Origin of the sequence: Chitinibacter fontanus (genome assembly GCF_013423785.1) — a bacterium.
Lineage (GTDB): Bacteria > Pseudomonadota > Gammaproteobacteria > Burkholderiales > Chitinibacteraceae > Chitinibacter > Chitinibacter fontanus.
Map to the genome: position 1 here is coordinate 1913284 of NZ_CP058952.1, position 25577 is coordinate 1938860.

General features: G+C 51.9%; 26 protein-coding genes. 20 read left to right on the forward strand and 6 right to left on the reverse strand.

Annotated features, from left to right (window positions below; genetic code table 11):
* Positions 1-34 precede the first annotated feature (34 nt).
* Positions 35-2356 carry an extracellular solute-binding protein gene (locus HZU75_RS08910; protein WP_180305750.1) on the reverse strand — a complete coding sequence of 774 codons (2322 nt, stop codon included), beginning with the start codon at positions 2354-2356 and terminating at the stop codon, positions 35-37.
* 272 nt (positions 2357-2628) lie between these two features.
* Between HZU75_RS08910 and HZU75_RS08915 the strand changes: the two genes are divergently transcribed.
* The 7 genes from HZU75_RS08915 to HZU75_RS08945 all read left to right on the forward strand — a co-directional run bounded on the left by HZU75_RS08915 (position 2629) and on the right by HZU75_RS08945 (position 7994).
* Positions 2629-3600 carry a TDT family transporter gene (locus HZU75_RS08915; RefSeq protein ID WP_180305751.1) on the forward strand — a complete coding sequence of 324 codons (972 nt, stop codon included), beginning with the start codon at positions 2629-2631 and terminating at the stop codon, positions 3598-3600.
* 192 nt (positions 3601-3792) lie between these two features.
* Positions 3793-4347 (forward strand): GbsR/MarR family transcriptional regulator, encoded by a 555-nt coding sequence (locus HZU75_RS08920; protein ID WP_180305752.1) that lies wholly within the window; start codon positions 3793-3795, stop codon positions 4345-4347.
* Positions 4348-4384: 37 nt separating this feature from the next.
* Positions 4385-4804 (forward strand): thiol-disulfide oxidoreductase DCC family protein, encoded by a 420-nt coding sequence (locus HZU75_RS08925; protein ID WP_180305753.1) that lies wholly within the window; start codon positions 4385-4387, stop codon positions 4802-4804.
* Between the two features lie 40 nt (positions 4805-4844).
* Positions 4845-6116 carry an SDR family oxidoreductase gene (locus HZU75_RS08930; RefSeq protein WP_180305754.1) on the forward strand — a complete coding sequence of 424 codons (1272 nt, stop codon included), beginning with the start codon at positions 4845-4847 and terminating at the stop codon, positions 6114-6116.
* Positions 6116-6583, forward strand: coding sequence for a DUF2269 family protein (locus HZU75_RS08935; protein ID WP_180305755.1), 468 nt, complete (start codon positions 6116-6118; stop codon positions 6581-6583). The genes HZU75_RS08930 and HZU75_RS08935 overlap by 1 nt, the downstream gene beginning before the upstream one ends.
* 36 nt (positions 6584-6619) lie before the next feature.
* On the forward strand, positions 6620-7564 hold the full coding sequence (locus HZU75_RS08940) for a TIGR01777 family oxidoreductase (RefSeq protein WP_180305756.1): 945 nt from the start codon (positions 6620-6622) through the stop codon (positions 7562-7564).
* 109 nt (positions 7565-7673) lie between these two features.
* Complete coding sequence (locus HZU75_RS08945) at positions 7674-7994, forward strand: hypothetical protein (protein WP_180305757.1); 321 nt, start codon at positions 7674-7676, stop codon at positions 7992-7994.
* Between the two features lie 19 nt (positions 7995-8013).
* Here HZU75_RS08945 and HZU75_RS08950 read toward each other — a convergent pair whose 3' ends face one another.
* On the reverse strand, positions 8014-8904 hold the full coding sequence (locus tag HZU75_RS08950) for a LysR family transcriptional regulator (RefSeq protein ID WP_180305758.1): 891 nt from the start codon (positions 8902-8904) through the stop codon (positions 8014-8016).
* A 145-nt stretch (positions 8905-9049) separates the two neighbouring features.
* On the opposite strand from HZU75_RS08950, the gene HZU75_RS08955 reads away from it, so the two are divergent.
* The 10 genes from HZU75_RS08955 (at position 9050) to HZU75_RS09000 (ending at position 17771) form a co-directional block, all read left to right on the forward strand.
* Positions 9050-9916, forward strand: a complete 867-nt coding sequence (locus HZU75_RS08955) for an MBL fold metallo-hydrolase (protein WP_180305759.1) — start codon at positions 9050-9052, stop codon at positions 9914-9916.
* On the forward strand, positions 9910-10614 hold the full coding sequence (locus HZU75_RS08960) for a DsbA family protein (RefSeq protein ID WP_180305760.1): 705 nt from the start codon (positions 9910-9912) through the stop codon (positions 10612-10614). Before HZU75_RS08955 ends, HZU75_RS08960 begins: the two co-directional genes overlap by 7 nt.
* Positions 10615-10804: 190 nt before the next feature.
* Positions 10805-11893, forward strand: coding sequence for a metallophosphoesterase family protein (locus HZU75_RS08965; RefSeq protein ID WP_180305761.1), 1089 nt, complete (start codon positions 10805-10807; stop codon positions 11891-11893).
* A gap of 313 nt (positions 11894-12206) precedes the next feature.
* The gene (locus HZU75_RS08970) at positions 12207-13076 is read left to right on the forward strand and encodes an HDOD domain-containing protein (protein ID WP_180305762.1); all 870 of its coding nucleotides are present in this window, start codon (positions 12207-12209) and stop codon (positions 13074-13076) included.
* 165 nt (positions 13077-13241) lie between these two features.
* On the forward strand, positions 13242-13511 hold the full coding sequence (locus HZU75_RS08975) for a PepSY domain-containing protein (protein WP_180305763.1): 270 nt from the start codon (positions 13242-13244) through the stop codon (positions 13509-13511).
* A gap of 71 nt (positions 13512-13582) precedes the next feature.
* Positions 13583-14140 carry a cytochrome b/b6 domain-containing protein gene (locus tag HZU75_RS08980; protein WP_180305764.1) on the forward strand — a complete coding sequence of 186 codons (558 nt, stop codon included), beginning with the start codon at positions 13583-13585 and terminating at the stop codon, positions 14138-14140.
* Entirely contained in the window at positions 14140-14817 is a 678-nt protein-coding gene (locus tag HZU75_RS08985; protein WP_180305765.1) for a response regulator transcription factor, read from the forward strand. The genes HZU75_RS08980 and HZU75_RS08985 overlap by 1 nt, the downstream gene beginning before the upstream one ends.
* Complete coding sequence (locus HZU75_RS08990) at positions 14814-16127, forward strand: ATP-binding protein (protein WP_180305766.1); 1314 nt, start codon at positions 14814-14816, stop codon at positions 16125-16127. The genes HZU75_RS08985 and HZU75_RS08990 overlap by 4 nt, the downstream gene beginning before the upstream one ends.
* An 11-nt stretch (positions 16128-16138) precedes the next feature.
* Positions 16139-17152 carry a cation diffusion facilitator family transporter gene (locus HZU75_RS08995; protein ID WP_180305767.1) on the forward strand — a complete coding sequence of 338 codons (1014 nt, stop codon included), beginning with the start codon at positions 16139-16141 and terminating at the stop codon, positions 17150-17152.
* Between the two features lie 46 nt (positions 17153-17198).
* Positions 17199-17771 carry a CNP1-like family protein gene (locus HZU75_RS09000; protein WP_180305768.1) on the forward strand — a complete coding sequence of 191 codons (573 nt, stop codon included), beginning with the start codon at positions 17199-17201 and terminating at the stop codon, positions 17769-17771.
* 5 nt (positions 17772-17776) lie between these two features.
* Here the strand turns inward: HZU75_RS09000 and HZU75_RS09005 are convergent, their stop codons facing one another.
* Both HZU75_RS09005 and proB read right to left on the reverse strand, forming a co-directional pair.
* Positions 17777-19210, reverse strand: a complete 1434-nt coding sequence (locus HZU75_RS09005; protein ID WP_180305769.1) for a tetratricopeptide repeat-containing glycosyltransferase family protein — start codon at positions 19208-19210, stop codon at positions 17777-17779.
* A gap of 61 nt (positions 19211-19271) precedes the next feature.
* Positions 19272-20393, reverse strand: a complete 1122-nt coding sequence (proB, locus tag HZU75_RS09010; RefSeq protein ID WP_180305770.1) for a glutamate 5-kinase — start codon at positions 20391-20393, stop codon at positions 19272-19274.
* 189 nt (positions 20394-20582) lie between these two features.
* On the opposite strand from proB, the gene pnuC reads away from it, so the two are divergent.
* Positions 20583-21152, forward strand: a complete 570-nt coding sequence (pnuC, locus tag HZU75_RS09015; protein WP_180305771.1) for a nicotinamide riboside transporter PnuC — start codon at positions 20583-20585, stop codon at positions 21150-21152.
* Positions 21149-21667 (forward strand): AAA family ATPase, encoded by a 519-nt coding sequence (locus tag HZU75_RS09020; RefSeq protein ID WP_180305772.1) that lies wholly within the window; start codon positions 21149-21151, stop codon positions 21665-21667. Before pnuC ends, HZU75_RS09020 begins: the two co-directional genes overlap by 4 nt.
* A 63-nt stretch (positions 21668-21730) precedes the next feature.
* Here the strand turns inward: HZU75_RS09020 and HZU75_RS09025 are convergent, their stop codons facing one another.
* Both HZU75_RS09025 and HZU75_RS09030 read right to left on the reverse strand, forming a co-directional pair.
* Positions 21731-23002 (reverse strand): O-acetylhomoserine aminocarboxypropyltransferase/cysteine synthase family protein, encoded by a 1272-nt coding sequence (locus tag HZU75_RS09025; protein ID WP_180305773.1) that lies wholly within the window; start codon positions 23000-23002, stop codon positions 21731-21733.
* Positions 23003-23139: 137 nt separating this feature from the next.
* Entirely contained in the window at positions 23140-24300 is a 1161-nt protein-coding gene (locus HZU75_RS09030; RefSeq protein ID WP_180305774.1) for a GGDEF domain-containing protein, read from the reverse strand.
* Positions 24301-24514: 214 nt separating this feature from the next.
* On the opposite strand from HZU75_RS09030, the gene HZU75_RS09035 reads away from it, so the two are divergent.
* Positions 24515-25453, forward strand: a complete 939-nt coding sequence (locus HZU75_RS09035; protein ID WP_180305775.1) for a carbohydrate kinase family protein — start codon at positions 24515-24517, stop codon at positions 25451-25453.
* The last annotated feature ends 124 nt before the right edge of the window (positions 25454-25577 follow it).

The following is a 25577-nucleotide window of genomic DNA, read 5'->3' on the forward strand; positions in this document are numbered from 1 at the left end:
AGATGGTATTTGGGGGGATGCGCGCTATTTGAACTTAGCGGCGCGCAGTAGCCGCTAATTTACTGGCCGCTGCTGCTGCGGTCATATTCGGGTTGTGCCAGTATTCATATACAACCTCGATCAATGCTTTTTTCATATCATCTTGTACGGCCATATTGTGCGCCCAAGATGGAACCAAGGTGTTTTTATTCGCAGCATCGGCAAAGTCGGCCGCTGAGGCTTTGCCGTAGGTGTCGAGGCGATTGCGATCAATATCAGTACGCGCCGGGATCGAGCCTTTATGGTGGTTATAGGCGATCTGACATTCTGGGCTCATCAGTAACGACGCAAAATCACGCTGAGCCAAGGCTCGTTTTGGATCATCCTGGCGGAACATGGTGAGCGTATCAGCGGCAAAACTATATTCGCCATTTGGATTTGGCGCGGCCCAGAAATAGTAATCACAGCCAGCCTGTTTGCCTGCGGTATCAAATTCGCCTTTAACCCAATCCCCCATCAATTGCATCGCAGCCCGGCCATTGATGATGTCCGCGGTGACCAAGTTCCAGTCACGTCCAACCGGATCTTCGCTGCAATAAGGTTTTAGGCTGCGGAACATTTCCAGTGCTCGGATAGTGTTGGGGCCGGAAAGTGTGGCTTGATCCAGTTTGCTAAACGCATCCACATAATATTTAGCACCACACAAGCCCAGTGATACGGCCTCGAATAAGGTTGCTACTTGCCATTTAACTTCGGAGTGGGCAAATGGGGTAATCCCTGCATTTTGTAATTTCTGGCACAAGTTCAGCAGCTCGTCCCAGCTGCGTGGTGGCTGGCTGACTCCAATCCGGCGTAGGAGTGCAGCATTGGCCCAGATGACATTCACGCGCGCTACACCCAGTGGTACAGCGGCATAGTGGCCATCGGCGTGCATTTGATCATCAATGACTTTGGGTAAGATTTGGCCCCAGCTTTGCTCGCGCGCTAATTCGTCCAGATTGGCGAGCACATTTTTACCAGCCCAAGCTTGAATTTTGACCCCACCAATGGCTGCGGCTGTGGGTAAGTTGTTTTCCTCGACTGCTTTTTTCAGCATCCCGGGGACATCTTTACCGCTGTGCGCATCGCTCCAGTGATGGCCAATTTTGTTTAAGCGGGCTTTCACATCGGCAACTGCACGGAAGCCACTGGCTGCAAACCAGCCGTGTAATACGGTAATGTCTTCCAGTTTAAATTTACCCACGGCATTCATGAGTTCGCGGGCACGGGTATCGAGGGTTTCAAGGGCTTTTTTGGTTTGTTGCAGCGCCGAGTCGCTCGATTGCGTCATCGAATTAATTTGCTCGGAAGATTGTGCCATTGTGGTACTGGCGGCCGTTTGCTCACGGGTTGCATCAGCAATGCCACGCACTACCTGCACCACATTTTCCATTCGCTGGCCAATTTCGGACATCATGTGGCTGGCTTCTTGCGCACGTTCTACGCTTGAACTAACGCCCACTGCGGCTTCATTCATGTTTTTCAAGGCGATATCAGTATCTTTGCCGACTGAGCTGATCCGTTCGGTAATTTCAACTGTGGCCTTGGCGCTGCGTTCGGCTAGTTTACGCACCTCATCCGCCACCACCGCAAAGCCACGGCCTTGCTCGCCAGCGCGGGCTGCTTCAATGGCTGCGTTGAGCGCCAGCAGATTGGTTTGCTCAGCAATATCTTTAATCACGCTCACAATGCTGCCAATTTCTTTTGAGCGTTGCCCCAAGTCAGCCATAGCAAAGCTCAGTGCCTTGATTGACCCCTGCATTTTGCTCACTTCGTCTGACACGCTGTGTACTGTTTGAGCGCCGTCTACCGACATTTGCTGAGTGGATGCCACAACGTCATCTACTTCGTGGGCGCTATCGGCAATGTGCGTAATGCTCACTGTAATTTCTTCAACCGCCGCAGCAGAAGCCGCCACAAAATCAGCTTGTGTGTGGCTATCTTTAACTAATTGCCCAGTTACTGCGGTGATTTCCTTTAAACCGAGCGACAGGCCTTCCATGTCGCGCTGCACTTCGCGGAAGGTGTTTTGTAATTGGGTCGCAAATTCATTAAACCCTGCGGCCGCTTGCCCTAATTCATCATCACCTTGAACGGGGATGCGGAAATTGAGGTCACCACCACCGACCGCAAGTTGTTTCATTGCTGAAAGTAGTTTTTGCAATGGCTGCAAAATAATTTGCAGCGCAAACCACTGTGCGATGGCCGCTACTGCTACGGTAAGTGGCAATGCTAACCAGTTTGATAGCCCTAAACCTTGATTGGCCCATGCCGCAAAACCAAGCGCCAGCAAGGTAATCAGTATGGATGAGAAAATCACTCTGGTTTTGATTGGCATAGTCGCTCCACAGCGGTGTAAGGGCGAGAAAATAGCAGAAAGGTCAGTCAACTCGCGGGACTGCTATTAGCATAGTCAGTACCGCAGGTAGAAGACAAGCGGTCTAGTTAAAGTAGATCATGATCAGGACAGTCTGGGCTGTCTATTGCGAGTTCACACTACTGATCAGAAACGAGAAGTAAGTTGAGATGATGTGAATACTTCATTGGAATATTTAAATTATTGATTGATAATATTTATAAATTGGTTTTATAGATATAGGGGCCAGATTTATGCAACAGCAGCTGATCGAATGGTCTGAAAAAATCCGCAAGCTACCCACGCCAATGGCGGGCCTGGCCTTGGGTATTGGTGGGCTTGGCATGTGTCTGGATGCCGCCTTGGCTCAGCAGGGACGTATTGAGACGATTTCCATGCTAATTGTGGGGGCAATGCTACTTAGCTTGCTGGTTCGCTTTGTGCTGCACTTTGATACTTTGCGCGCAGATCTTAAACATCCGGTGATTGGCAGCGTAGCGCCGACGTTTGCGATGGCGCTGATGGTATTTAGTCATGGTCTTGCGATGTATTGGTCGCTAGCCGGTACTGCGGTTTGGTTGCTGGCCATTACCCTGCATGTGTATTTTTTGGTGAAGTTTATTCGTTATCGTCGGCGTGAGTTTTCACTGCATCACATGGTGCCAAGTTGGTTTGTGCCGCCGGTCGGGATTGCGGTGGCGGCGGTGGCATGGTCAGGCTCTATGGGGGATTGGACGCACCTGATTGCCTGGCTGTGTATGGCATTTGCCTTGGCATGCTACGCAGTGATGATGCCACTGATGTTTTATCGCCTGATGTTTCGCGAGACGATTCCTGAAGGTGCACAGCCCACCATTGCGATTCTGGCCGCGCCCGCTAGCCTGACACTGGCCGCTTATCTACGAGTAACCATGGATCCAAGCCCCTTATTGGTGATTGTGATGTTGGGCTTGGCCATTACGATGACGGTGATCGTGTACGGCGCATTTTTACGGCTACTGCGTTTGCCCTTTACGCCAGGCTTTGCTGCGTTTACTTTCCCGATGGCGATTGGCGCTACAGCCATTTATAAGGTCGAAGCGATGTTCAAGCACTGGCGGGTGCCGACCGCCCTAATTGAGCAACTAAATCTACTCGGCGCTATTGAGCTGGGAGTGGCTACTTTAGTGATCAGCTATGTTGCCGTACGGTATCTTGTGTTTTCTATGCCACGCAAGGCCGCCTAATGCTTGCTGGTGCATGAGGGGTATTGCTTTTCTGTTTTTGTATTGCTTAGGTTTTATGGCAATACTCTTCATGGGTAAATTTGATGTCGTGCTGCCACTGGTGATGGAGTCTGACTAATTAATCATAAAGTCCTTGCCAAAGTCATGTTTGCGGTATTTAATTTCTGTAAAGACAGAAATTAAGGAAAAGCAGTGAAGCTAAGCCCAACTATGCAGAAATATATTGTCCATTGGGGTGAGATGGGCACACGCTGGGGCGTGAATCGCACCGTGGCGCAGATTCATGCTTTGCTATTTCTGGCCAACCAGCCAATGAATGCCGAAGACATCGTCGAAACCCTCAATGTGGCGCGCTCCAATGTGAGTAATAGCTTGAAAGAGCTGCAAAGCTGGGGTTTGGTAAAGGTGCAGCATGTGCTGGGTGATCGACGCGATCATTTTGTGGCGCTACAGGATGTATGGGAAATATTTCGCGTCATCACTGAAGAGCGTAAGAAGCGTGAACTTGATCCCACGCTCACCGTACTCCGTGAATGCGCCATTGAGGCGGAGAACGATGCCGAGATTGAAGCAGCCACCCGGCAAAAAATGGATGACGTGTTGGTTTTTCTAGAAATGCTGCTATCGGGCTATGACGATTTTAAGCATTTACCACCATCGGTCGTCATGAAGCTGCTCAAAATGGGCGGAAAGCTAGGGCAATTAGTTGCTATCTTCGGTAAAGATGACGAAATAGCCGCTAAATAATGACCTTTTGCAGGTTACACAACTCAGGAGTTTGATCATGCCACGCTATCAAATTTTTTATGACGATGCTTGTCCAATGTGTCGCTTTGAAATGTTGCGCTTGCAGCGTTTGAGTGTGGCTGGGCAGTTTGAGTTGATTGACATTAGCGCTGCGGATTTTATCGCTGCCGACTATGGCGTTACTCAGCAGGCTCTGGAAACGTTGTTGCATATTCGTGAGCAGCAAGGGACTTGTTTTGGGCCTTGGCAAACGGGGATTGAAGCGATTGCCTGTTTGTATACTGCGATTGGGCAAGGATGGTGGACTGGTCCACTGCGCTGGCGGGCAACCCGCGGCGTGATGGCGCGTATGTATCGCTGGGTGGCGGCGAATCGTTATGTGGTAAGCCGTGTACTGGGTTTTCAAGCGCATCAGCGTTGCTCTACAGGCTACTGTTCGAACAAAAAATTGGCCTAAATATTTCTGTTTTGACAGAAATTAAAGAAATGGTGTTCTGATGAAGATACTGATATTGGGTGCATCAGGTTTAGTTGGCTCCGCATTACTAAAGAATATGTTAGATATGGGGTACTCAGTACGAGCCATTGCTAGACATGCCTCTGGGTTGGATACAATGGTGGAGTATATTCAGGCTGATCTTTCTCAGTGGGTGAACAGCCGTGATTGGGATGCCGTTCTGACCGATGTTGAGATCGTGATCAATGCTGTGGGCATTTTTAGTCAGCAAGCGCAGCAATCATTTGCTGCGCTCCACGAAGCAATGCCAAGGGCGCTATTTGCCGCTTGCGAGCGATCTAGTCGGCAAGGCGGGGTGCGGCGAGTGATCCAGATTTCTGCTTTGGGGGCGGATATTCATGCGGCCACGGAATACTGGCGCAGCAAAGCGGCAGCTGATGCAGCGCTATGCGCCAGCCAGCTAGATTGGGCGATTGTCCGACCTTCCTTAATTTACGCGCCAAATGGCCGCAGTTGTCAGCAGTTCTTGCAAATGGCAACTTGGCCCGTGTTGCCCGACTTGCACTTGAGCGCAGCAATCCAGCCGGTGCATCTGGATGATGTGGTGGCAGCCATTCTGGGCTTACTCACCGCACCTGCTCCGGTGCGACAAGTGCTTGAATTGGTGGGGCCACAACCGTATTCCGTAGTGCAATGGCTGGCTGCGTTACGCGCCGCCTTGGGTTTGCCGGTGACAAAACACTTAAGGGTATCTGCTTGGATGCAAGATATAACATGCTATATAGGGCAATACATACCTAATAGTTTGTTATCGCCTGCCAGTTTGTGTATGTTGCGATCGGGAAATATCGGCTCATGCGCAGCCATGATCAAAGTAGTGGGGCGTGAGCCCAAGCCTGCCTTACCGGAGCCCTCTGATTATGGATTGCGGCAGCGCTCACAACTTGCTTGGCTATTGCCACTATTGCGTAGCAGCGTGGCTTTAGTTTGGTTGCTGACGGCCGCGATTTGTTGGTGGGCTTGGCCGCACGAGCAGAGCCTGCATTTGTTAGCTCAGGTGGGGATACCCCCAGCGTGGCAATACCCACTGTTTATTTCAGCAGTAGCGGTCGACGTGCTGTTTGGGGTGGCATGCTTGCTAAATTGGCGTTGGTGGCGGGCGCAGGCATTGTTGATTATGGGCTATAGCGCGGTGATCGCCATCGCACTACCCGAGTTTCTGTGGCATCCGTTTGGCCCAGTACTTAAAAATCTACCAATCTTGGCGTTGTGTCTGCTGCTTGATCAGTGCGATCAAGCAAGGAGGGGGTGATGGAATACTATCTGTGGGTTAAATGGCTGCATATTATGTCGGCCACCATCATGTTCGGCACCGGCTTGGGTACGGCGTTTTATATGTTTGTGACTAATCGCAGCGGTAATGTGCAGGCGATGGCGGTGGTCAGCCATTGGGTGGTTAAAGCTGATACTTGGTTTACCATGCCAGCGGTCATCATCCAGCCGCTTTCGGGCGCGTTAATGATTTATTGGGCTGGCTTTCCACTGCAATCACGGTGGGTTTGGCTGTCTGTATTGTTGTATGCGATTGCAGGGCTATGCTGGATGCCTGTGTTGTGGTTGCAGTTGCAAATGCGCAATCTGGCCCAAGCTGCAGCACAGGGGGCTGCAGAGCTGCCCGCACGCTACTGGCGGTATGAAAAAATATGGACCATTTTGGGCTTTCCCGCCTTTTTCGGCCTTATTGGAGTGTACTGGCTGATGGTCAACAAGCCTTTTTAAGCAATTCGCACTATGGTGAGATTTCAATCGGAGAGCATGATGAATCAATATTTTGCCCAACTGCCGCTACAGCAGGTGTTGATCACAGGTGGCACAGGTTTTATCGGCCACGAACTGGTTAGCCAATTATTGGCGGCCGGCCATCGCGTTAGCCTATTTAGTCGACGCCCTGAGCAAGCATTACGCACATTTACCGCGCAGGGCGCGGCTGGGCAGATAACGGCTTTTTCGGATTGGAATTCGTTGGATAGCAATGCGCAATTTGACGCGGTGATTAATCTGGCTGGCTCGCCCGTCGTCGGCCCGCGCTGGAGCGCCGCACGCAAACAGGTCTTGCGCGATAGCCGTGTTGGCCTGACCAATCAGCTATTCGGCTGGCTACAACGCGCGACGCACAAGCCCGCCGTGCTGATTAATGGCTCGGCGATTGGCTATTACGGTTGTCGTGGCGACGAGCCACTGGATGAAAATGCCAGTCCGCAAAATGAATTTATGTCCGACCTGTGTCGTGAGTGGGAAGAGGCCGCGATCAAAGCCGAAGCCTTCGGCGTGCGCGTAGTTCGGCTGCGGTTGGGGCTGGTGTTTGGCCCGGGCGGCGCATTTCCCAAATTATTACTGCCATTCAAACTCGGCGTTGGCGGGCGGATGGGCGATGGGCGACAAGTGATGAGCTGGGTGCACCGCAACGATGTGATCGCTGTGATCGCCCGCGCCATCGCCAACCCGGACATGCGCGGCGCTTACAATATGACCGCGCCGCAGGCACCAACGCAGGCCGAATTCGCCGCACTCGCGGCCAAACTCTTGCACCGCCCCAATCTATTCGTCACGCCAGCGTGCGTGCTGGAGCTGCTACTGGGTGAAATGGCTGCGCTGTTTACCAAGGGCCAACGAGTCGTACCTAAACGCTTGCTCGATGAAGGGTATCAATTTGAATTTGCCACGCTGGAGGCGGCGATACAGGATGAGTTGCGTGCATAACGGTTAAACCTGTATTCAGGTGTGGTTCAGGAACTTGCGCTTAGTGTTGAATTTTGGCGTGCTCTCCGTGCCCGTCAAATATATATTCCAAATTCCGGAGTCGACCCGAATGCATAAGATTGCTGCAGCTGTCTCGCTTGGCTTATTCTCGCTGTCATGTATGGCTGCTTTGCCAATTGCACAAACTCAATCGCCTAGCCAGAATTGTTTTCGCTCGCAGACTGGCAATAGCATTGTATTTGGTGAGTTTGCGCAGCAAGTGCGAGTCTGTGGTAATGAGGGTTTTAAATACACTCTCAATATCAATGGACGAGATAAAGAATTTGATGCGCGTTCTTGCGTTAGCTTGGTGGCCTCCAAAATTCAGGTAACGACTGGAGATGTAACATCGTGTGTGTCGATGATGTTATATCCCATTCTCGAACAGTGATTGATGACGAGTTAGTGGTTTACCAGAGTAGCTTCTCAAATCTTCCTACCAGAAAATCCAGCAGCGCCCGTACAGCGGGCGATAAATGTCGCCGCGATGGATACAGCGCGTAAATCGTCATCGCGGGCACTTGCCAGTCGGGTAGCAGGGCGATCAGTTGGCCGTTATCGATGTAGGGCTTTGCCAGATACGTCGGTTGCAGCGCGATGCCGCCGTCGGCGAGCGCGGCGTGCAATAGCACTGTGGCCTCGTTGGCGCTAAAACGGCTGCTCACTGCGACTTGTTCGTGTTCGTCGCCGCGAAGGAAAGACCAAATACTGCGGCCAAAATTGGCATAGCTTAGACACCCATGCTGGGTAAGTGCCGCAGGTGCTTGTGGTATCCCATGTTCAGACAGATACCCCGGCGAGGCGACTAGTACCGAATCGCAACGTGCCAGTGGGCGGGCGATCAACATCGGGTCGGGCTCGCTGCTGATGCGGATCGCCAGGTCGATGCGCTCCTCAACCAGATTGACCGCGCGATCGCTGACATTCAAATCGATTTTGAGTTGCGGGTGTAGCGCCAGAAAATCGCTGATCGCGCCGGCCAGATGCGCAAAGCCGAACGACATGCTGCAGGTCAGGCGCAATTGCCCGCGCAGCTCGCCGTCGTGGCGCAGCGTTTCTTCTTCGATATTGTCCATCAGCGCGAGCATTTGCTGGCTGCGGCGCAGGCAGCTCTCGCCCGCGTCGGTGAGCGTGACTTTGCGCGTCGTGCGTTGCAATAGCCGGGCATCGAGCCAGGTTTCAAGCTCGCCAATATAGCGCGTGACCATGGCACGCGACATATCGAGTTTGTCAGCCGTGGCGCTAAAGCTGCCGCTGGCGGCGACTTCGCAAAACACTTTCATCGCGGTGAGTCTGTCCATCGCCCAACCTCTATTTGCTCGAATATTGCAATAATCATGCGCAGTTTAGCGCATTTATCTGGTTGATTGTTGCAACTACACTAGCGTCAGTTTCAATTCACCACGGCAGCCCAGATGAGGCGCCAACTAATTTAGGAGCAAAACTATGATCCGCACTACTTTACTCGCCGCTACATTATCAATTGCGTTTGGCGCAGCCCAAGCCGAAACCGCACCGCTACAAGTTAAAGTGTATAACGCTGATGGTGCTAGTTTTCACGTGAACTCAACGCTGGTTTACGGCGACAAAGAAGCGCTGGTGATTGACGCTGGCTTTACCCGTGCTGATGCGCTGCGCATTGCAGCGAATGTGCTCGATAGCGGCAAGGAACTGAAAACGATTTTCGTTAGCCAAGCCGACCCCGATTACTATTTCGGCGTGGAAACGCTGAAAGAGTTTTTCCCGAACGCGCAAGTGCTGGCAACACCAGCCGTGTTGGAAAAAATCAAAGCTAAAGTCGATGCAAAGGTAGCATTCTGGGGCCCGAAAATGGACGCCAATGCACCGAAAAAGCCAGTACTGCCAGTGGCTTTGAACGGCAATACCTTGAGCGTGGATGGGCAAAAAGTTGAAATCCGTGGCACCAGCGGCATCTTGGCGCATCGCCCGTATGTGTGGATTCCATCGATCAAAACCATTACCGGCAATGTCGGCGTACTGAATGGCCTGCACGTTTGGACTGCTGATACGCAAAGCATCGCCGAGCGCAAAGCGTGGATCGTGCAGCTCGATGAAATGGCAGCGCTCAAACCCGCTGTCGTTGTGCCGGGCCATATGCAAGCAGGCGCGAAGATGGACATCAGCGCGATTGATTACACCAAGGCTTATTTGCAGACGTTTGAGCAAAACTTGGGCAGGGCGAAAACGGGTGCTGAGCTGATCGACAGTATGAAAGCGGCTTATCCAAATGCCGGTTTGGGCATTGCGCTCGATATCGGTGCCAAAGTGAATAAAGGTGAAATGAAATGGTAAACACCAGCAATCAAAGCAAGCTGCACTATGTGTTCGACCCGCTGTGTGGCTGGTGCTACGCTGCCGCACCGCTGATCCACGCCGCGGCGCAACTGCAAGGTCTGGCAGTGGTGTTGCATCCGGGTGGCATGATGAGCGGCGCCAATCGTCAAACGGTGAGCCCAGCGCTGCGCAACTATGTGATGCCGCATGATCAACGGATTGCCGAGCTAACGGGTCAGCCGTTTGGTGATGCCTACTTTAATGGCTTGTTGCTCGACACCAGCGCCGTGTTCGATTCAACCCCGCCAACGTTGGCGATCTTGGCTGCGCAAGCGTTGGGTTTTGATGGCTTGGCGATGCTGGGCAAGATTCAGTATGCGCATTATGCGCAAGGCTTGCGGATTAGCGATGGCACAGTGTTGCTGCAATTGGCTAGCGAGCTGGGGATTGATAGTGCCAGTTTTCTGGCGCAACTCGATGTGCTGGCACAGCAGCTTGAGGCGCAATTTGCCGCCACGCGCAGCTTAATGCGCCAGCATGGCTTGCGTGGTTTTCCATCGCTATTGCTGGAACAAGCGGGCCAATTCAGTGTGCTGGATGTGTCTGGCTTTTTAGGGCAGCCAGCGCAGTTTGTGGCGAGCTTAAGTCAGGTAACGGGTTTGGCATCGACAGAGCCTGTGCTTGCGCTGTGTACGCCAGATGGTTGTTCAATTTAATTGCTAAACGCGAGATAGCCAGTCAAAAACCCTAGTCAAGGACTAGGGTTTTTATATGTATACGGCTGGAGGCTTTGATGTATTTTGTCTTTATGGTTATACCCTACGTGGTATTGCTTGAGTCAAGTAGGTTGTCATTTATTTGACATGGTGGAGGACTAAGATCGCCGCACAACAACAGGGGTGATGTATGCGTCTTCAATCAATTGTGAGTGTCTGCACGACACTGAGTTTATTTATAGCCGTCAATGGCTATGCGGCGGAAAAAGATCCAGTCGTGGCGACATTTGCAACGGTTGGGGATTCGCGTGAAGAGCCGTCGGATAAGCTCAACGCGCAGGATAAAATCTGGCTGCAAAATACCAAAGCATGGTCACGTATCATGCGCGAAATCCAAACCCAAAAGCCGCATGCGCTGTTTTTTAATGGCGATATGATCATGGGTTACACCACGGATAAAAATGCGCTGAACCGCCAATACGCATATTGGCGCGGGATGGTGACCACATTGCAAGAAAATGGTACCTACGTGCTGCCAGTGCCGGGCAACCATGAAGTGCAAGAAAAATTCAAAGATAACGGCAAAACTAAAAAGATCGCGCGCCAAAGCAATGAAGACAGTTGGCGTGAAAATATGGGCGATTTAATCGTTGATGCAGGCCGCTGGAAAGCGACGGTAGGCAGTGATTTACAAGCATTTGATGTGAAAAACGTGCCGCAAATTGGTAGCGCAGACAATATCAGCACCGATCAAAGCCAGTTATCGTATTCCTTTGATTTTGCAGGCCAGCACTTTGCCGTGATTAATACTGACCCAGTGGGCAATGATGGCCATGCTCCAGCTGCATGGCTCGCTGCGGATTTTGCGCAAGCGAAGGCGCGCGGCGCGAAACGATTCTTCGTTTTTGGCCATAAACCGGCCTACACCTATTTCTATAAGCCTGGGATTGATCTGGAAGGGATGGATAAATTTCCAGAAAATCAGCAGGCATTCTGGCAAACCATTGAGCAGTATGGCGCGACTTACTTCTGCGGGCACGAGCATATCTACAATGTGATGCAGCCGACGCTGGCGAGCGGTGGCAAGGCGTATCAGGTGATGGTGGGCTCGGGTGGTTCGCCATTTAGTGCTGAACCCGCGGATAGCCAAAATCCTAACGATCGCATGTATGCATGGGCGGTCGTGAAAGTGCATGCCAGTGGCAAGGTGGTGATTGAGGCGCATGGCTTTGACGAGCGCTATGGCCCAACACGGTTACTGAAGCGCGTTACTCTGTAACGGTGGAACCAATTTCAGCCAAATAAAACCTGCGCCAGCAGGTTTCAGATTGATAACAAACCCCGCTCGCTCAGCGAGGCTCCCCTCAAGGAGGGGACGGGAGGGGTGGGAGTAAAACATCAAGGCTGCAGATTTAAGGCCTTATTTCTAAGCTCGGCTTGGCCGAGACTTGAAAAGAGTGATTTTCCACTTTGTCAGTAGCCTGAAACCTGCGTAAGCAGGTTTTTTATTTGGTGCAAGCGTGTTAGGCGCACTAAGCTAAAGCATCTTTGCTGTTGTGAACTATCAATCGCATTTGCTCTGGAGTGCCCCTATGTCCACTACCCTGACCGCTGCTCAATTCGACCTTTCGCAGCAGGATGTTGAAAAAGTTTTCAGCTCGATCTCGATTCCAACCTGCCCAGCTGTCGTTAGCGAGGTGATGGCGGAGATGGAAAAAGAAGACCCGGATATCCGGCGGGTGGCCGAGTCGATTGCGGCCGATCCGGGGATGGTGGCGGTCACTTTGAAATTAGCCAATTCGCCGCTGTTTCGTGCGGGTGGGCAAACCAGCAGTATTCAGCATGCTTTAGAGCGCTTGGGTACCCGTAATATCAATTGCGTGGTGATTGCCTCGGCGCTGCGATCAGCGATGGAAGGCGTGGCGAGTAAATATTTGGCGCATTTCTGGTCGCGGGCATCGTCGCTGGCGATGGCGGCTGGTTTAATTGCCCGTCGGCAATTTGGTGTGGCGCCAGATGCCGCGTACACCTATGCCTTGTTCCATAATGCCGGTCAGCCCTTGATGATGCAGCGCTACCCAGAATATGAAAAGGTGTTGGCGCAATGCCGACGCGATAAATTAATGGTGCATCAGGTGGAAGGGCAATATTTTCCCTGTACTCACCCAGTGATTGGCGCCTTGCTGGTGCGTAATTGGGGCTTGCCCAGCCTGGTGGGGCAGGCGATTCGCTTTCATCATGAACCCGATTTATATGATTTACCCGATAAAACCCTACCCGGTGGTGCGGTATCGCTGATCGCCGTAACGCATATTGCCGAATATTTATCCCTCGAGATGGATCAAGAGCCTGATCTTGAGGTGGGCGACGCGCATTTCACGCGCGCGCTGGCTTATTTTGGGATTGATAGCGATGAATTGGATGCGCTGCGCGAAATTATCCTCACCGCCCGTGGTAGTTAGTGTTGCCGCATAGCTGTAGCGAGCGGCAAGTAATTAATCTTGAGCCCCGTCAACGGGGCTTTGTTTTTGCGCACATGCGAAAAATATTTTTCTAAACTTAAGTTTCGCTTCATACAAGATTGTTTTAATACGCTGGCAGTATCACTTAAACCACTCAGGAGCTTGATGATGAAACTAATGACTTTGACCGCTGTAGCCGCTTTGACTTTGTCTTCATTGACCTTTGCAAGCGCCAACTGTACCAAACACCCGAAAGCTGAATGGATGAAAGAAGCCGATGCCAAGGCCAAAATCGAAGGCATGGGCTACAAGATTAAAAAATTTAAAGTTTCTGGCGAATGCTATGAAATTTATGGCCACAACAAAGAAGGCAAAAAAGCCGAGGTCTATTTCGATAGCAAAACTCTGGATATCGTAAAAGCTGAAATCGATTAATAGGTATATGTCTGTAGGTATTGCTTGGCAATGCCTACGTTCATATACCTGTTGTAATGGTGGGTGAAGATATGGATAAGATTAAAGTTTGGGACCCGGTGGTACGCGTGCTGCACTGGAGTTTGGCGGCGGCAGTGCTGATTAATTTTTTGAACGAAGGTGGTGACACCTGGCATCGTTGGGAAGGCTATGCCGCGCTGGGTTTGGTGCTCACACGGATTATCTGGGGCTTTATCGGTAGCAAACATGCTCGGTTTAGCGACTGGTTTCCGACTCCTAGCCGCTTAATTCCTTACCTGCAAGGAATGCGTAAAGGTCAGCACCCGCGTTATTTAGGGCATAACCCGGCAGGGGCGGTGATGATGCTGTTTTTGCTGACGATGGTGCTGGGCATGGGGCTGACTGGTTACCTGATGGGCACTGATGCCTTCTGGGGTGAGGAATGGCTGGAAGAGTTGCACGAAATCATGGCGTATACCTTGCTAACCGGCGTAGGCTTGCATGTGCTGGCCGCGATTATCGAAAGCCATCGACATAAAGAAAACCTGCCTGCTGCCATGGTGCATGGCTATAAACGGGTGGCAGCACCAAATACAGAAACGAGCGTGGCGGCGGAGCCGCAGAACTAATGCGTTTATTGCTGGTAGAAGATGATGTATTGCTCGGCGAGGGCGTGCAAGATGGCTTGCTCGATGCGGGCTTTGCCGTTGATTGGTTACAAGACGGTGAAGCGGCCCGCACCGCCTTATCCACTCGGGATGAGTTTGATGCCGTTGTGCTCGACATTGCCTTACCCCGTTTAAATGGCTTGCAGTTGCTGGAATGGTTGCGCAGCCAAACCGGTGCTCACCTGCAGGATTTACCCGTATTACTCCTCACCGCCCGCGATGGTATTGATGACCGGATTGTTGGTCTCAATGCTGGTGCAGATGATTATTTGGTTAAGCCGTTTGCGTTGGGTGAGCTGGTGGCGCGCATTCATGCCTTGCTGCGCCGCGCCCAAGGGCGCAGCGGCAACGATTTATGTTGGCGTAATTTGCGCTTAGACCCCGCAAAACAAAGTGCCACGCTGCACGGCGAGCCGTTGCCACTGACTGCCATGGAATTTCGCCTGCTGCATGTGTTATTGGCCAATGCACCCAATTATCTGTCGCGCACGCAGCTGGATGACAAAATGTATGGCTGGGGTGGGGATGTCGAGAGTAATACACTGGACGTCCATCTTTCTCATTTGCGCAAAAAACTGGGCAGTGACGCGATTTTAAATATGCGTGGTTTGGGCTGGCGAATGGGGGATCCGCAATGATGGTGCGCCGCTGGACGCACTGGCTGAGTCATTCACTACTCTCGCGATTGACGGTCTTGATTTTGCTGGCCACCTTGCTGGCTTGGGCGGTATTTAGTGCGGTACTGCTGTACGAAGCGCGCAAGGAAACCACCGAACTGCTGGATAAGCAGCTTGCCGCCTATACCCAAATGCTGTGGCAAAATTTGGGCGATGAAGATGATCTCAATACCCTGCCTGCGCAGAGTAATCACCATCATGTGCGTTTGGCTTTTACGCTGTATCACAGCGATGGCTCCGTGCAGGCGAGTAATATCCAACCCACATTCCCACGGCAAGCCCCGCAAAGTGCGGGTTTACTCAATTTACGATTAGCAGGGCAAGACTGGCGCATCTGCGTGCGGCAGGATCAGAATCGCCAATTAATTGTGGGTGAGCCCTTGTATCACCATCGCAAGATCGCCAATGAGATGGCAGAACATTTAGGCGAAACGGCGTTGCTGGCTCTGGTAATTTTACTGCCGCTATTATTGCTGGCGATCCGTCGTGGCTTGCAGCCATTGCGCAGTGTAGATGCCGAGTTGGCGCAACGCGCCCCAGATAATTTAAGCCCGCTCGATTTGCAGGTCCCCAGCGAAATTGTGCCGCTGCATGATCGCCTAAATGCGCTGTTTGCCCAAGTGAGTGATACCTTGGCGCGCGAACGACGCTTTACCGCGGATGCGGCGCATGAATTGCGCACTCCGCTGGCTGGGCTGCGGGTACAAATTGAATTGGCACAAAGTAGTCCGCGTCCCGAAACGCGTGTTAAAGCGCTGGGGCGCGCCTTGGAAGGCATTGATCGTACCACCCGCCTAGTGGCACAACTATTGGAAATGTCACGGCTGGAATATGGTGAAAGCCCGCATTTTAGCCCCGTCAATTTAGGTGAATTGGCGCAGCAAGCCTTACGGGACGCAGGGTTGCCGAGCGATGATGCTCATTTGCAGCTGAATGCCCCCGCTACGATTGCTGGACATGCCTTATTGCTCAACTTATTGCTGCGCAATTTACTGGATAATGCCAAACGCTATGCGGGTCAGGCGGTACAGATTGTGGTGCAGCTTGATGGTGACCACCTGCGTGTGTCTGACGATGGCCCGGGGGTGGATGCAGAAACCTTGCAGCGTTTAGGCGAGCGATTTTATCGTCCCGCAGGCCAAACCCAGCTTGGCGCTGGGCTGGGCTTGTCGATTGTGTTGCGCATCGCGCAATTGCACGGCGCCAAAGTGGTATTTTCAAATCGTACCGAGGGTGGTTTTTCGGTGGGTATCCAGTTCAAAGCTATATAAGGAATGAAGAAGTGAGCAATACACCCCATACGCATAAGCATTATCCTGATGGCGAGCAGCATGCACACCCGCATGATCGCCCAGGTGGCCACAATGCGCATCATGATCATCGTCACGACCATAGTCACCATCATCATGATCACGCCGCACCTACGTCGCAAAAAAGGTTGCTGGTGGCGTTGATTGTGACCTTTGGTTTTGCCTTTGTTGAGTTGGCAGGGGGGTTTTGGTCTGGCTCACTGGCGCTGATTTCCGATGCTGGTCATATGATGACCGACAGTGCTGCCTTGCTATTGGCCTTAATCGCCAATGTGATCGGCCAGCGCCCAGCCAATGCCGCCAAATCGTATGGTTATGCACGCGCTGAGTTGATTGGCGCGCTGCTTAATAGCGTCACAATGATTGCACTGGTGGTATGGATTATTGTTGAAGCTGTTCAGCGCTTACTGCATCCAGAACCGGTCAATGGGTTGGGGGTGATGGTGATTGCGGTGATTGGCTTGCTGGTCAATGTAGTATCGGCTTGGCAGCTTTCGCATGATCATGACAATCTGAATAGTCGTGCTGCATTAATTCACGTATTGGGTGATTTGCTCGGCTCGGTGGCTGCTATCGCTGCGGGCGCGGTGATTTATTACACCGGCTGGAAACCAATTGATCCTATTTTGTCGATTGCTGTTTCGCTACTAATTCTGCGCTCGACATGGGCCTTGCTCAAAACATCGACCCATCTGCTGATGGATGGTGTGCCTGATGGTTTGAATTTGGAAGCGGTGGCGGCCGAAATTAGCGCGACCCCCGGTATTGTTGAACTACATGATCTGCATGTCTGGAGTATTGGTGGCAAACGTACTGCATTATCTGCACATCTGATTATTGCGGATGCTAATGCTTGGCCGCGCATGATCTTGCAGCTTAACGCGATGCTGGAAGAAAAATACCACATTAACCATGTTACGCTGCAGCCAGCATGGCTTAGCGAGCATGAAGGTGAAAATGTGCCGATGATCCGGATCTCACATTAACTGTACGCTCGTGATAGCATTTGCTTTTTTGGGACGGGGATACACCATGCGCGTGGCGCTATTGATGTTGATGCTAGTGAGCGCATTGTCTTTCGCAGAAGAAATGGCGCCTAAGAATGCAACGGGATCGGGAGACGGGGTAGGGATCGTCAAATCATGGCTCAATGGTGAGCGGCCAGTGCCGGTTGAAAGCGAATTTGTGACGCCAAAAATCAGTGCTTTGCAGCAATGGGCAGATTTTAATGTGCCACAAGCAGGGGCAAAGACCCAGTTCCAGTTGGCATTGGATAGCATTACCGTGGGGCCTGATGAAATCGTGCGCTATGTTGTAGCCGTTAAGCCTAAAGCCGGCAATGTGACCACGCTGGTTTTTGAAGGTATTGATTGCGCCTCAAATCAATATCGTCGTTACGCAAATGCCACCAGCAAAGATGCCGAATGGCGACAAAGCAATAAAAAAGAATGGCAACTGATCAGCAAAAACGGCCATAACGCTTGGCAAGGTTATTTGGCTGATGATTTCTGCCGTTTCAGTGCGCCATGGGCGGTTGAGACCATCAAGAAGTCATTTGGTGTGGCTAAGTTTATGGGTGATTGCGCCGTGTGTTCGGGGCAGTAAACCTTTTAGCCTTTGCGTTTTTGTTGTTGCAATTTTAGCCAGCCGATTGCTTGTGCAATCGGCTGTTGCCATTCATTGAAGCTCGTTTGTCGCGCAATTTGTAGCGACGTATACCATGGGCTATCGTGGCGCAGTCCTTGCCAGCGCCAATCGGCATCAATTCGGCTCAGGAGCAGGCAGGGAATGCCTAGTGCGCCAGCGAGATGAATGGTGGCCGTGCAGCAGCTAATCACCAAATCCATATTTTTCAGATAAGCTGCGGTGTCGGCAAAATCGTGCCAGCCCGCGCTGTCGTCGCGTAGCCCTACGGGAGGGGTAATGCCAACTTGCAAGCTGCACCAAACAACCCCCGGCTGCGCCAGCAGAGGTGCTAATTGCGGCGTAGGAATGCTGCGCCAACGATTATCTGTTTGCTGAGGGTTGCCCTGCCAAGCCAAACCAACTTTAAACCCCGTGGGTAAACGCGCTTGCCATGTTGCCACATCATTGGCATCGGCGCAAAGATAGGCATCGCCACATAGATTGTGTTCGGTAATTTTAAGGGCCGCCGCAAGGCTCATCAGCGGGATGTGATGGGTAAAGTCATTGTGATCATGCAACTCAGTGACGATCTTGATGGCCGAGCCGAAACTTTGTTGCAGCAATCGGCTTAAGGCGCTAGGAACCAAGACGGTCACGGCATCAAAAATGCGGCGTAGTTGTGGCAAGAAGCGGGCAAATTGCAGCATATCGCCAAATCCTTGCTCGCCGATCACTAATAAATGTGCGCTCTGCGGCACTGTGTCGCCTGTCCAACGTGGCACGGGGGTGGCTGGGTAAGGGCGATTGAGCGCCTTCCAGCGAGCCTCGTACCCCTGCCAACCGCTGAGCCAATGCCCTTCATACAAGTCCAGCGTGCCAAGACTATATTTGGCCAAAGCATGTTCAGAGTTGGCTAGTAAAGCGGCTTGATAATAATGTCTTGCCTGTTCAATTTGGTTTTGCCGCCGATAGAGGCGGCCTAAATTATGCAGAGCATCCGCATGGTTGGGATTAAGTGCGAGCGCAGCAGCAAAATGCTGATGGGCAGGGGCAAATTGTCCCAAATTAGTGAGGATAGTTGCTAAGTTGTAGTGTGCTTCAATATGCGCCGGATTGGCATCCAGTGTGGCGCGATAATGCTCGGTCGCCGCGATTGGGTTTTGTTGAACCAGTGCAAGATTGCCCAAATTATAGTGGGCATCCGCCCAATTAGGTTGCCAATGGAGTGCCTGTTCATATGCCACTCTGGCTTCGTCATAACGGCCTAATTGCTTAAGGATATTGCCATAATTCAAATGCAATGCCGCTGCATCAGGCGCAAGCTGTAAGGCTTGAAACATCAGGGTTTGTGCTTTATCCCAGTCGGCGCGCTGTGCTGCGGCGCGGGCAAGTTGTGCAAGCTGAACTGGGTCTTTCACATTATTCACCTATGTATTTGCTTGTGGGCCTTTTTATTTATTGGCTCTAGGCATATACCCTTTAGGAAATGACTAGGTTGTCACGGTGGATGAGTTCGGCCTCGTCAATGTAACCCAAGATCGCCTCAATCTGACCGGTAGGGTGACGCAGAATGCGGCTGGTTTCTTGCGAACTATAGTTGATTAAACCTCTGGCAATCTCTACCCCGTTGCCATCGATACAGCTCACCACTTCCCCGCGTAAAAACTCACCTTCGACCGCGCTAACACCAATTGGCAAGAGACTTGAGCCACCTTGCTTGAGTGCGCGTACGGCACCAGCATCCAGTGTCACGCGCCCTTTCAGTTGCAAATGATCGGCAATCCATTGTTTTTTGGCATGCAGCGGTGTGGTGTGCGCAGTGAGCTGGGTGCCAATCGCTTCGCCAGCCGCCAAGCGGGTGAGTACATCAGTTTCGCGGCCACACGCAATGATGGTGGCCGCACCGCTGCGCGCTGCGCGTTTGGCTGCGATGATTTTGGTGTACATGCCGCCGGTACCGACGCTAGAGCCAGCGCCGCCGGCCATCGCTTCCAACGCTTCATCGCCTGCAGTGGCAAAGCGCACCAATGTGGCGTCGGGGTTGCTGCGCGGATCGGCTGTGTAGAGACCAGTCTGATCGGTCAGGATGACCAGCGCATCGCCCTCGATTAAGTTGGTGACCAAGGCGCCGAGGGTGTCGTTGTCACCAAATTTGATTTCGGCGGTAACGACGGTGTCGTTTTCATTGATGATCGGAATCACGCCTAGCTGCAATAGTGTCAATAAGGTTGACCTTGCATTCAGATAGCGGGTGCGATCAGATAAATCTTCATGGGTTAGCAGCACTTGGGCGCAGGTCAGGCCGTATTCCTGAAATGCCGCTTCATAGGCGCGACACAGCCCCATCTGGCCTACCGCAGCGGCGGCTTGTTTTTCGTGTACCGCACTCGGTTTGCTACTCCAACCCAGACGCGCTACACCTTCGGCGATTGCCCCACTCGAAACCAACACGACCTGTTTCCCTTGCCGTGCCAGCTCGGCAATTTCCTTGGCCCAGCGGCTCAGAGCGGTGTGATCCAATCCTTTGCCATCATTTGTGACAAGGCTGGAGCCAACTTTGATGACAAGACGTTGGGCGCTGGGTAAAACGGTGCTGGTCATGATGAGTAATTCCGACAATGATGCGCTGATTATACCGTGACAAATCGTCCGTAAGCCGAGCGAGGCGGTTTGGCAGGTGGGAAAATTTGTATCAGCGCAAATTGTAGATGATTTAATGCAACTGCCGCTGTGATGAGCAGCCAAGAGCACGTCGCTGGCGATTGAGCCTGTTAAACTATTGCGCTTTCAATGAGTTTGATTTCGCATATGTCATTGCTTGAAATAATTGGTTTTGTGCTGACTTTAGTGGCGATTGCGCTGGCTGCGCGTGCACACGTGTTGACTTGGCCGTTGCAATTGTTGGCCAGCCTGCTGTATGTATGGTTGTTCGCCAAATTTAATCTGTTTGGTGAGGCAACTTTGCAGGCAGTCTATGCGGTGTTGGCGGTGTATGGCTGGTGGCAGTGGCGTAGTAACCAAGGACAAGCAGATTTACCTATTCGTCGTTTGAGTCGAAATGAGTGGCTGGTGCTGAACGCGGTTGGCATAGTGGCTACCGTTGCTGTTTCAAGCCTGCAAATTCATTTTCTGCCTACCGATGTGCCGGTGCTTGACTCCGCAATTTTTGTGTTTGGCTTGCTGGCACAATGGATGCAGGCCAAAAAGCGGATTGAGAACTGGCCATACTGGATCGTACTTAATCTACTAGCGAGTGGGGTATATCTGTATAAAACGCTGTATATCACCGCCGTGTTGTATGTTTTGTTAACGCTGTTGGCTGTTTGGGGTTGGCATCGCTGGCACAAGGCTCTGGCATGACTTACCGTATTGCGATTGTGGGCCCTGAATCGTGTGGCAAAACTAGTCTAGCCCGCGAGTTAGCTCAAGAGTTAAACGCGCCATGGGTACCGGAGTTTTCTCGCTCTTGGTTTGCCGCCCAGCGCCGCACCACATATAGCATGGACGATATTATTGCCATCGCTTACGGCCAGCTGGAGCTGGAAAACCAGTTGGCAGCTGGTGCACAGTGGCTAGTGTGCGATACCAGCGTGCTAGTTTGTCTGATTTGGGCGCAGGTTCGATTTGGCGAATGTCCGTCCGAGCTGGCGCAATTGTGGCGCCCGCAAGATTATGTGCTTCATTTACTGACTGCGGCCGATCTGCCTTGGCAGCCTGATCCTTTGCGCGAAAACCCGTTAGACCGGGAGGCCTTATTTGCGCGTTATCACGCAGCATTGATGCAGCAATCGGTGGTGTCAACGCTTGTGCACGGCCTTGGCTCTGCACGTCTAGGTTGTGCATTACAAGCAGTGAATAAGTTAAATTGTGCTTAGATTGTTTGGGTATCTGCTTCAATCTATTGAACAGAATGATTTGAAGGCAGATACCCTATCTATTTACGCCTTAGCTAGCGCCTGATCCAGATCCGCCAAAATGTCATCGATGTGCTCAATGCCAATAGACAGGCGCACCATATCTTCTGAAACTCCCGCTTTTTTCAGTTCATCTGGTGAGAGCTGACGATGCGTGGTGCTGGCTGGGTGGCAAGCCAATGATTTGGCGTCGCCAATATTGACCAGCCGGGTGATCAATTGCAGCGCGTCTTGGAAACGTGCACCGGCCTCGCGGCCGCCTTTTACGCCAAAGGTCAACAAGCCTGACGCTTTGCCACCGAAGTACTTGTCCACCAAGGCCTTGCTTGGATGCCCCGCTTGGCCAGCGTAATTCACCCATTCCACTTTCGGGTGTGCAGCGAGGAAATCGGCTACTTTCAGCGCGTTTTCGACATGGCGATCCATGCGCAGCGCCAGTGTTTCCAGCCCCTGCAAGATCAGGAAAGAGTTAAATGGCGAGATTGCCGCACCCATATTGCGCAGCGGTACGGTGCGCGCGCGGCCAATAAAGGCGGCGGGGCCGAGTGCCTCGGTGTAGATCACGCCGTGGTAGCTCACCTCTGGCTCGTTCAGACGACGGAAACGTGCTCTGTGCTCCGCCCACGGGAATTTACCGCTATCGACAATAATGCCGCCAATGCTGGTGCCGTGGCCGCCCATGTATTTGGTCAGGCTATGCACGACGATGTCTGCACCATGCTCGATAGGGCGGGTGAGGTAGGGAGTGGGGACGGTATTGTCGACGATCAACGGTACGCCACCAGCATGGGCGACGGCGGCAAACGCAGCAAAGTCGACGACGTTGCCCAATGGATTACCGATCGATTCGCAGTAGATTGCTTTGGTCTTTTCGTCGATCAGCGCAGCAGCGGCTTGCGGGTCGTTGGCATCGACGAATTTAACGCTAATGCCGTACTGCGGCAGCGTATGGGCAAATAGATTGTAGGTGCCGCCATACAGCGCGCTGGTGGCAATGATATTGTCGCCCGCTTCGGCGATAGTGAGGATCGCATAGGTAATCGCCGCTTGCCCCGAGGCCAGCGCCAGTGCACCAATCCCACCTTCTAGTGCGGCCACCCGTTGTTCCAGTACATCGGTGGTTGGGTTCATGATGCGGGTGTAGATATTGCCTTTGACCTTCAGATCAAACAGATCAGCACCATGCTGAGTGTCATCAAAGGCATAGCTGGTGGTCTGATAGATTGGCACCGCTACCGCTTTGGTGGTCGGGTCGGGGCTGTAACCAGCATGAATGGCGAGCGTGTCGAATTTCATTGCTAAAGTCCTTGGGATGATAAGAGCCCAAGTAATGTAGCACTGCTGGTTTTTCCCGATAAGTGATTGATTGATCTAAACTTGGTGCTGCTTGATCTAAGACAATTGCATAGGTGTTTTGATCGCCATCAGTGATATTACGGTGCCACTGTGATGGCCCCATCGGGGAGTGGCTCAAGCCGTAAATTGCCTTTACGTTGCTGTAGTTTTTCTTCCGCGCGTTGCAATAGCGCTTCAAATTGGTTGCCGTGGCGGCCATATTTCACTAACGATAACGTCACTGACACATGAAAACTGTGATCGCCGTGTTCGATTGTGAGTGCTTGTAGTGCCATTTCGATTTCTACAGCCAAGGTGCGTAGAGTGTGTGAATCTTTGTCAGTGAAAATGACGCAAAATTCTTCGCCCGCAACTCGTCCGATCAGAGCGTCCTCACCTGCGATTTCGCGCATTTTCTTGGCACACTTTTTCAAAGCCACATCGCCAGCGCCATAGCCATAGCGTTGGTTCACAATTCGGAACTGATCAATATCGATCAGCATCAGCCCCAGCGAGCTTTGGTGTTTGCGGGCACGATGCAATTCGCGTCCTGCATGTTCTTCCATGCCGCGCCGATTGAGTAAACCAGTTAGCGCGTCATAGCGTACCAGCTTGCTCAGGCGGGTATACAGACGATGCGAAATCATTAATTGATAGCTGTATGGCAAGATCAGCCCAATCAGGCAGGCCAATGAGGCCAGAATGGCACTGGTTTGTATGTCGCTAGCAGCCCCAATTATGCAACTAAAACCCGCTAGTAATAGCACTACAGCCAGTGAATGAGTCGTGCCAACTAGTAGCCAGCGTGGAAAGCTCCAGTCTTCATCATTGCTTGGCAAGAATGCTTCGCGGCCAATTTGAAACGCCAGCGGCGCGAGCAATAGTGCTTGGGCTAAGGTGCTTTGTGATTCCGAAATGACTTGCAGCATGCTCATAGCCATCACGATCAACCAGATTGGCAGTAATGCTGCCCACCACCCCAATACGGCAGGGCGAGCAAATGATCGGCGTGTGCCTGCTAGCAGGCCGAGTTGGCCAAGCAGTAATAGCAAAATAGCCACCCAGCTGATGAGGTTATTGCTAAGGAATTGATCCAATGCCCAAATTAGCCAGCCCGACTGATGAATGACGCCGCCAATTGCCAAGGTGGTGATGCCGCGTTCGCTATGATGGCCGCGTGCTAGATTGAGGTACATTCCTGCACCCAATAATGCACAAATCATGGCCGCGGCTGCGAGTGAGAATAAATCGTGTGACATGTGTAAATAAGAACTTGCTGATGTAGGTATTTTCCCTAATGATCGCAATATGCCTTCAAGATTCGTCAGGGTAAAGTCAGAACTGATGAGTGGTCATCAGAGTGTGATCGACGTCGCTGTGTTGCAACATCACTGAGCATCAGGATGAGACAAATTCATGCCAACGATCTCAGATTGCATACGTATAATTCAGAAATCTACTCGGAGAAAATGAATGTCTGCTCTTATTTGCGGCTCAATGGCTTATGACACCATCATGGTGTTTCCTGATCACTTCAAAAAACACATCCTGCCGGAGCAAATCCATATTCTGTCTGTGTCATTTCTAGTGCCAGAAATGCGCCGCGAATTAGGTGGCTGTGCCGGGAATATTGCCTACACCTTAAAAATGCTCGGCTCTGAGCCATTGATTATGGCTACGGTTGGTAAGGATTTTGGTGTTTACGCTACTTGGTTGGAGCAAATGCAAATCCGGCAGGATTACATTACCGAGCAAGAAGGCTTTACCGGGCAATGCTTTATTACTACTGATCTGGATGATAACCAGATTACTGCGTTCCACCCCGGTGCAATGGGGGTGTCCCATGTAAATAGTGTGCTGGATGTGAAAGAGGCGCTCTCAATCGCGATTGTGTCACCCGATGGCAAGCAAGGGATGCAAGATCATAGCCGCCAACTGGCTCAGGCGGGAATCCCGTTTATTTTCGATCCGGGTCAAGGTATGCCGATGTTTAGCGGCGAAGAGTTGCTCGAAATTATCGATCTGGCAAGCTACTTGACCCTCAATGATTACGAAGCAGAAATGCTGTGCAAAGCCACAGGCCTAACTCTTGAGCAGTTGGCTACACGAGTAAAAGCATTGGTGGTGACCTTGGGTGCTGAAGGTGCCACCATTTATGCTGAGGGTAGCTGCTATGAAATTCCAGCGGTGCCAGCAACCGCAGTGCTCGATCCTACTGGTTGCGGCGATGCGTTCCGCGCAGGTTTGTTGCATGGCTTGATGCAAGGCTGGGATTGGCCAACGACGGGTCGTTTAGCGTCCCTGCTCGGTAGCATTAAAATTGCGCACCGCGGTGGGCAGAATCACAAATTCAACCTGGCCGAGTTAAACGCGCAGTATCAGGCCGCTTTTGGTCATGCGTTGCCTGCTTAAGGGCGACGACTTAATAATAAGCATTGCTAAACCCGCTACGGCGGGTTTTTTTATTAGTCATTACTTCGCCACTGAACTGTCATTATTCTGACCTGCGATTTTAATGACAGCCTTGTAAGGTGCT

Coding starts and splice junctions, on each gene's coding strand:
- HZU75_RS09035 (WP_180305775.1), top strand. CDS start 24,515: ATGTCTGCTCTTATTTGCGGCTCAATGGCTTATGACACCATCATGGTG.
- HZU75_RS08985 (WP_180305765.1), top strand. CDS start 14,140: ATGCGTTTATTGCTGGTAGAAGATGATGTATTGCTCGGCGAGGGCGTG.
- HZU75_RS08910 (WP_180305750.1), bottom strand. CDS start 2,356: ATGCCAATCAAAACCAGAGTGATTTTCTCATCCATACTGATTACCTTG.
- HZU75_RS08980 (WP_180305764.1), top strand. CDS start 13,583: ATGGATAAGATTAAAGTTTGGGACCCGGTGGTACGCGTGCTGCACTGG.
- proB (WP_180305770.1), bottom strand. CDS start 20,393: ATGACCAGCACCGTTTTACCCAGCGCCCAACGTCTTGTCATCAAAGTT.
- HZU75_RS08915 (WP_180305751.1), top strand. CDS start 2,629: ATGCAACAGCAGCTGATCGAATGGTCTGAAAAAATCCGCAAGCTACCC.
- HZU75_RS08960 (WP_180305760.1), top strand. CDS start 9,910: ATGGTAAACACCAGCAATCAAAGCAAGCTGCACTATGTGTTCGACCCG.
- HZU75_RS09030 (WP_180305774.1), bottom strand. CDS start 24,300: ATGTCACACGATTTATTCTCACTCGCAGCCGCGGCCATGATTTGTGCA.
- HZU75_RS08990 (WP_180305766.1), top strand. CDS start 14,814: ATGATGGTGCGCCGCTGGACGCACTGGCTGAGTCATTCACTACTCTCG.
- HZU75_RS09020 (WP_180305772.1), top strand. CDS start 21,149: ATGACTTACCGTATTGCGATTGTGGGCCCTGAATCGTGTGGCAAAACT.
- HZU75_RS09000 (WP_180305768.1), top strand. CDS start 17,199: ATGCGCGTGGCGCTATTGATGTTGATGCTAGTGAGCGCATTGTCTTTC.
- HZU75_RS08925 (WP_180305753.1), top strand. CDS start 4,385: ATGCCACGCTATCAAATTTTTTATGACGATGCTTGTCCAATGTGTCGC.
- HZU75_RS08945 (WP_180305757.1), top strand. CDS start 7,674: ATGCATAAGATTGCTGCAGCTGTCTCGCTTGGCTTATTCTCGCTGTCA.
- HZU75_RS08950 (WP_180305758.1), bottom strand. CDS start 8,904: ATGGACAGACTCACCGCGATGAAAGTGTTTTGCGAAGTCGCCGCCAGC.
- HZU75_RS08975 (WP_180305763.1), top strand. CDS start 13,242: ATGATGAAACTAATGACTTTGACCGCTGTAGCCGCTTTGACTTTGTCT.
- HZU75_RS09025 (WP_180305773.1), bottom strand. CDS start 23,002: ATGAAATTCGACACGCTCGCCATTCATGCTGGTTACAGCCCCGACCCG.
- HZU75_RS08955 (WP_180305759.1), top strand. CDS start 9,050: ATGATCCGCACTACTTTACTCGCCGCTACATTATCAATTGCGTTTGGC.
- HZU75_RS08965 (WP_180305761.1), top strand. CDS start 10,805: ATGCGTCTTCAATCAATTGTGAGTGTCTGCACGACACTGAGTTTATTT.
- HZU75_RS08940 (WP_180305756.1), top strand. CDS start 6,620: ATGATGAATCAATATTTTGCCCAACTGCCGCTACAGCAGGTGTTGATC.
- HZU75_RS08970 (WP_180305762.1), top strand. CDS start 12,207: ATGTCCACTACCCTGACCGCTGCTCAATTCGACCTTTCGCAGCAGGAT.
- HZU75_RS08935 (WP_180305755.1), top strand. CDS start 6,116: ATGGAATACTATCTGTGGGTTAAATGGCTGCATATTATGTCGGCCACC.
- HZU75_RS08930 (WP_180305754.1), top strand. CDS start 4,845: ATGAAGATACTGATATTGGGTGCATCAGGTTTAGTTGGCTCCGCATTA.
- pnuC (WP_180305771.1), top strand. CDS start 20,583: ATGAGTTTGATTTCGCATATGTCATTGCTTGAAATAATTGGTTTTGTG.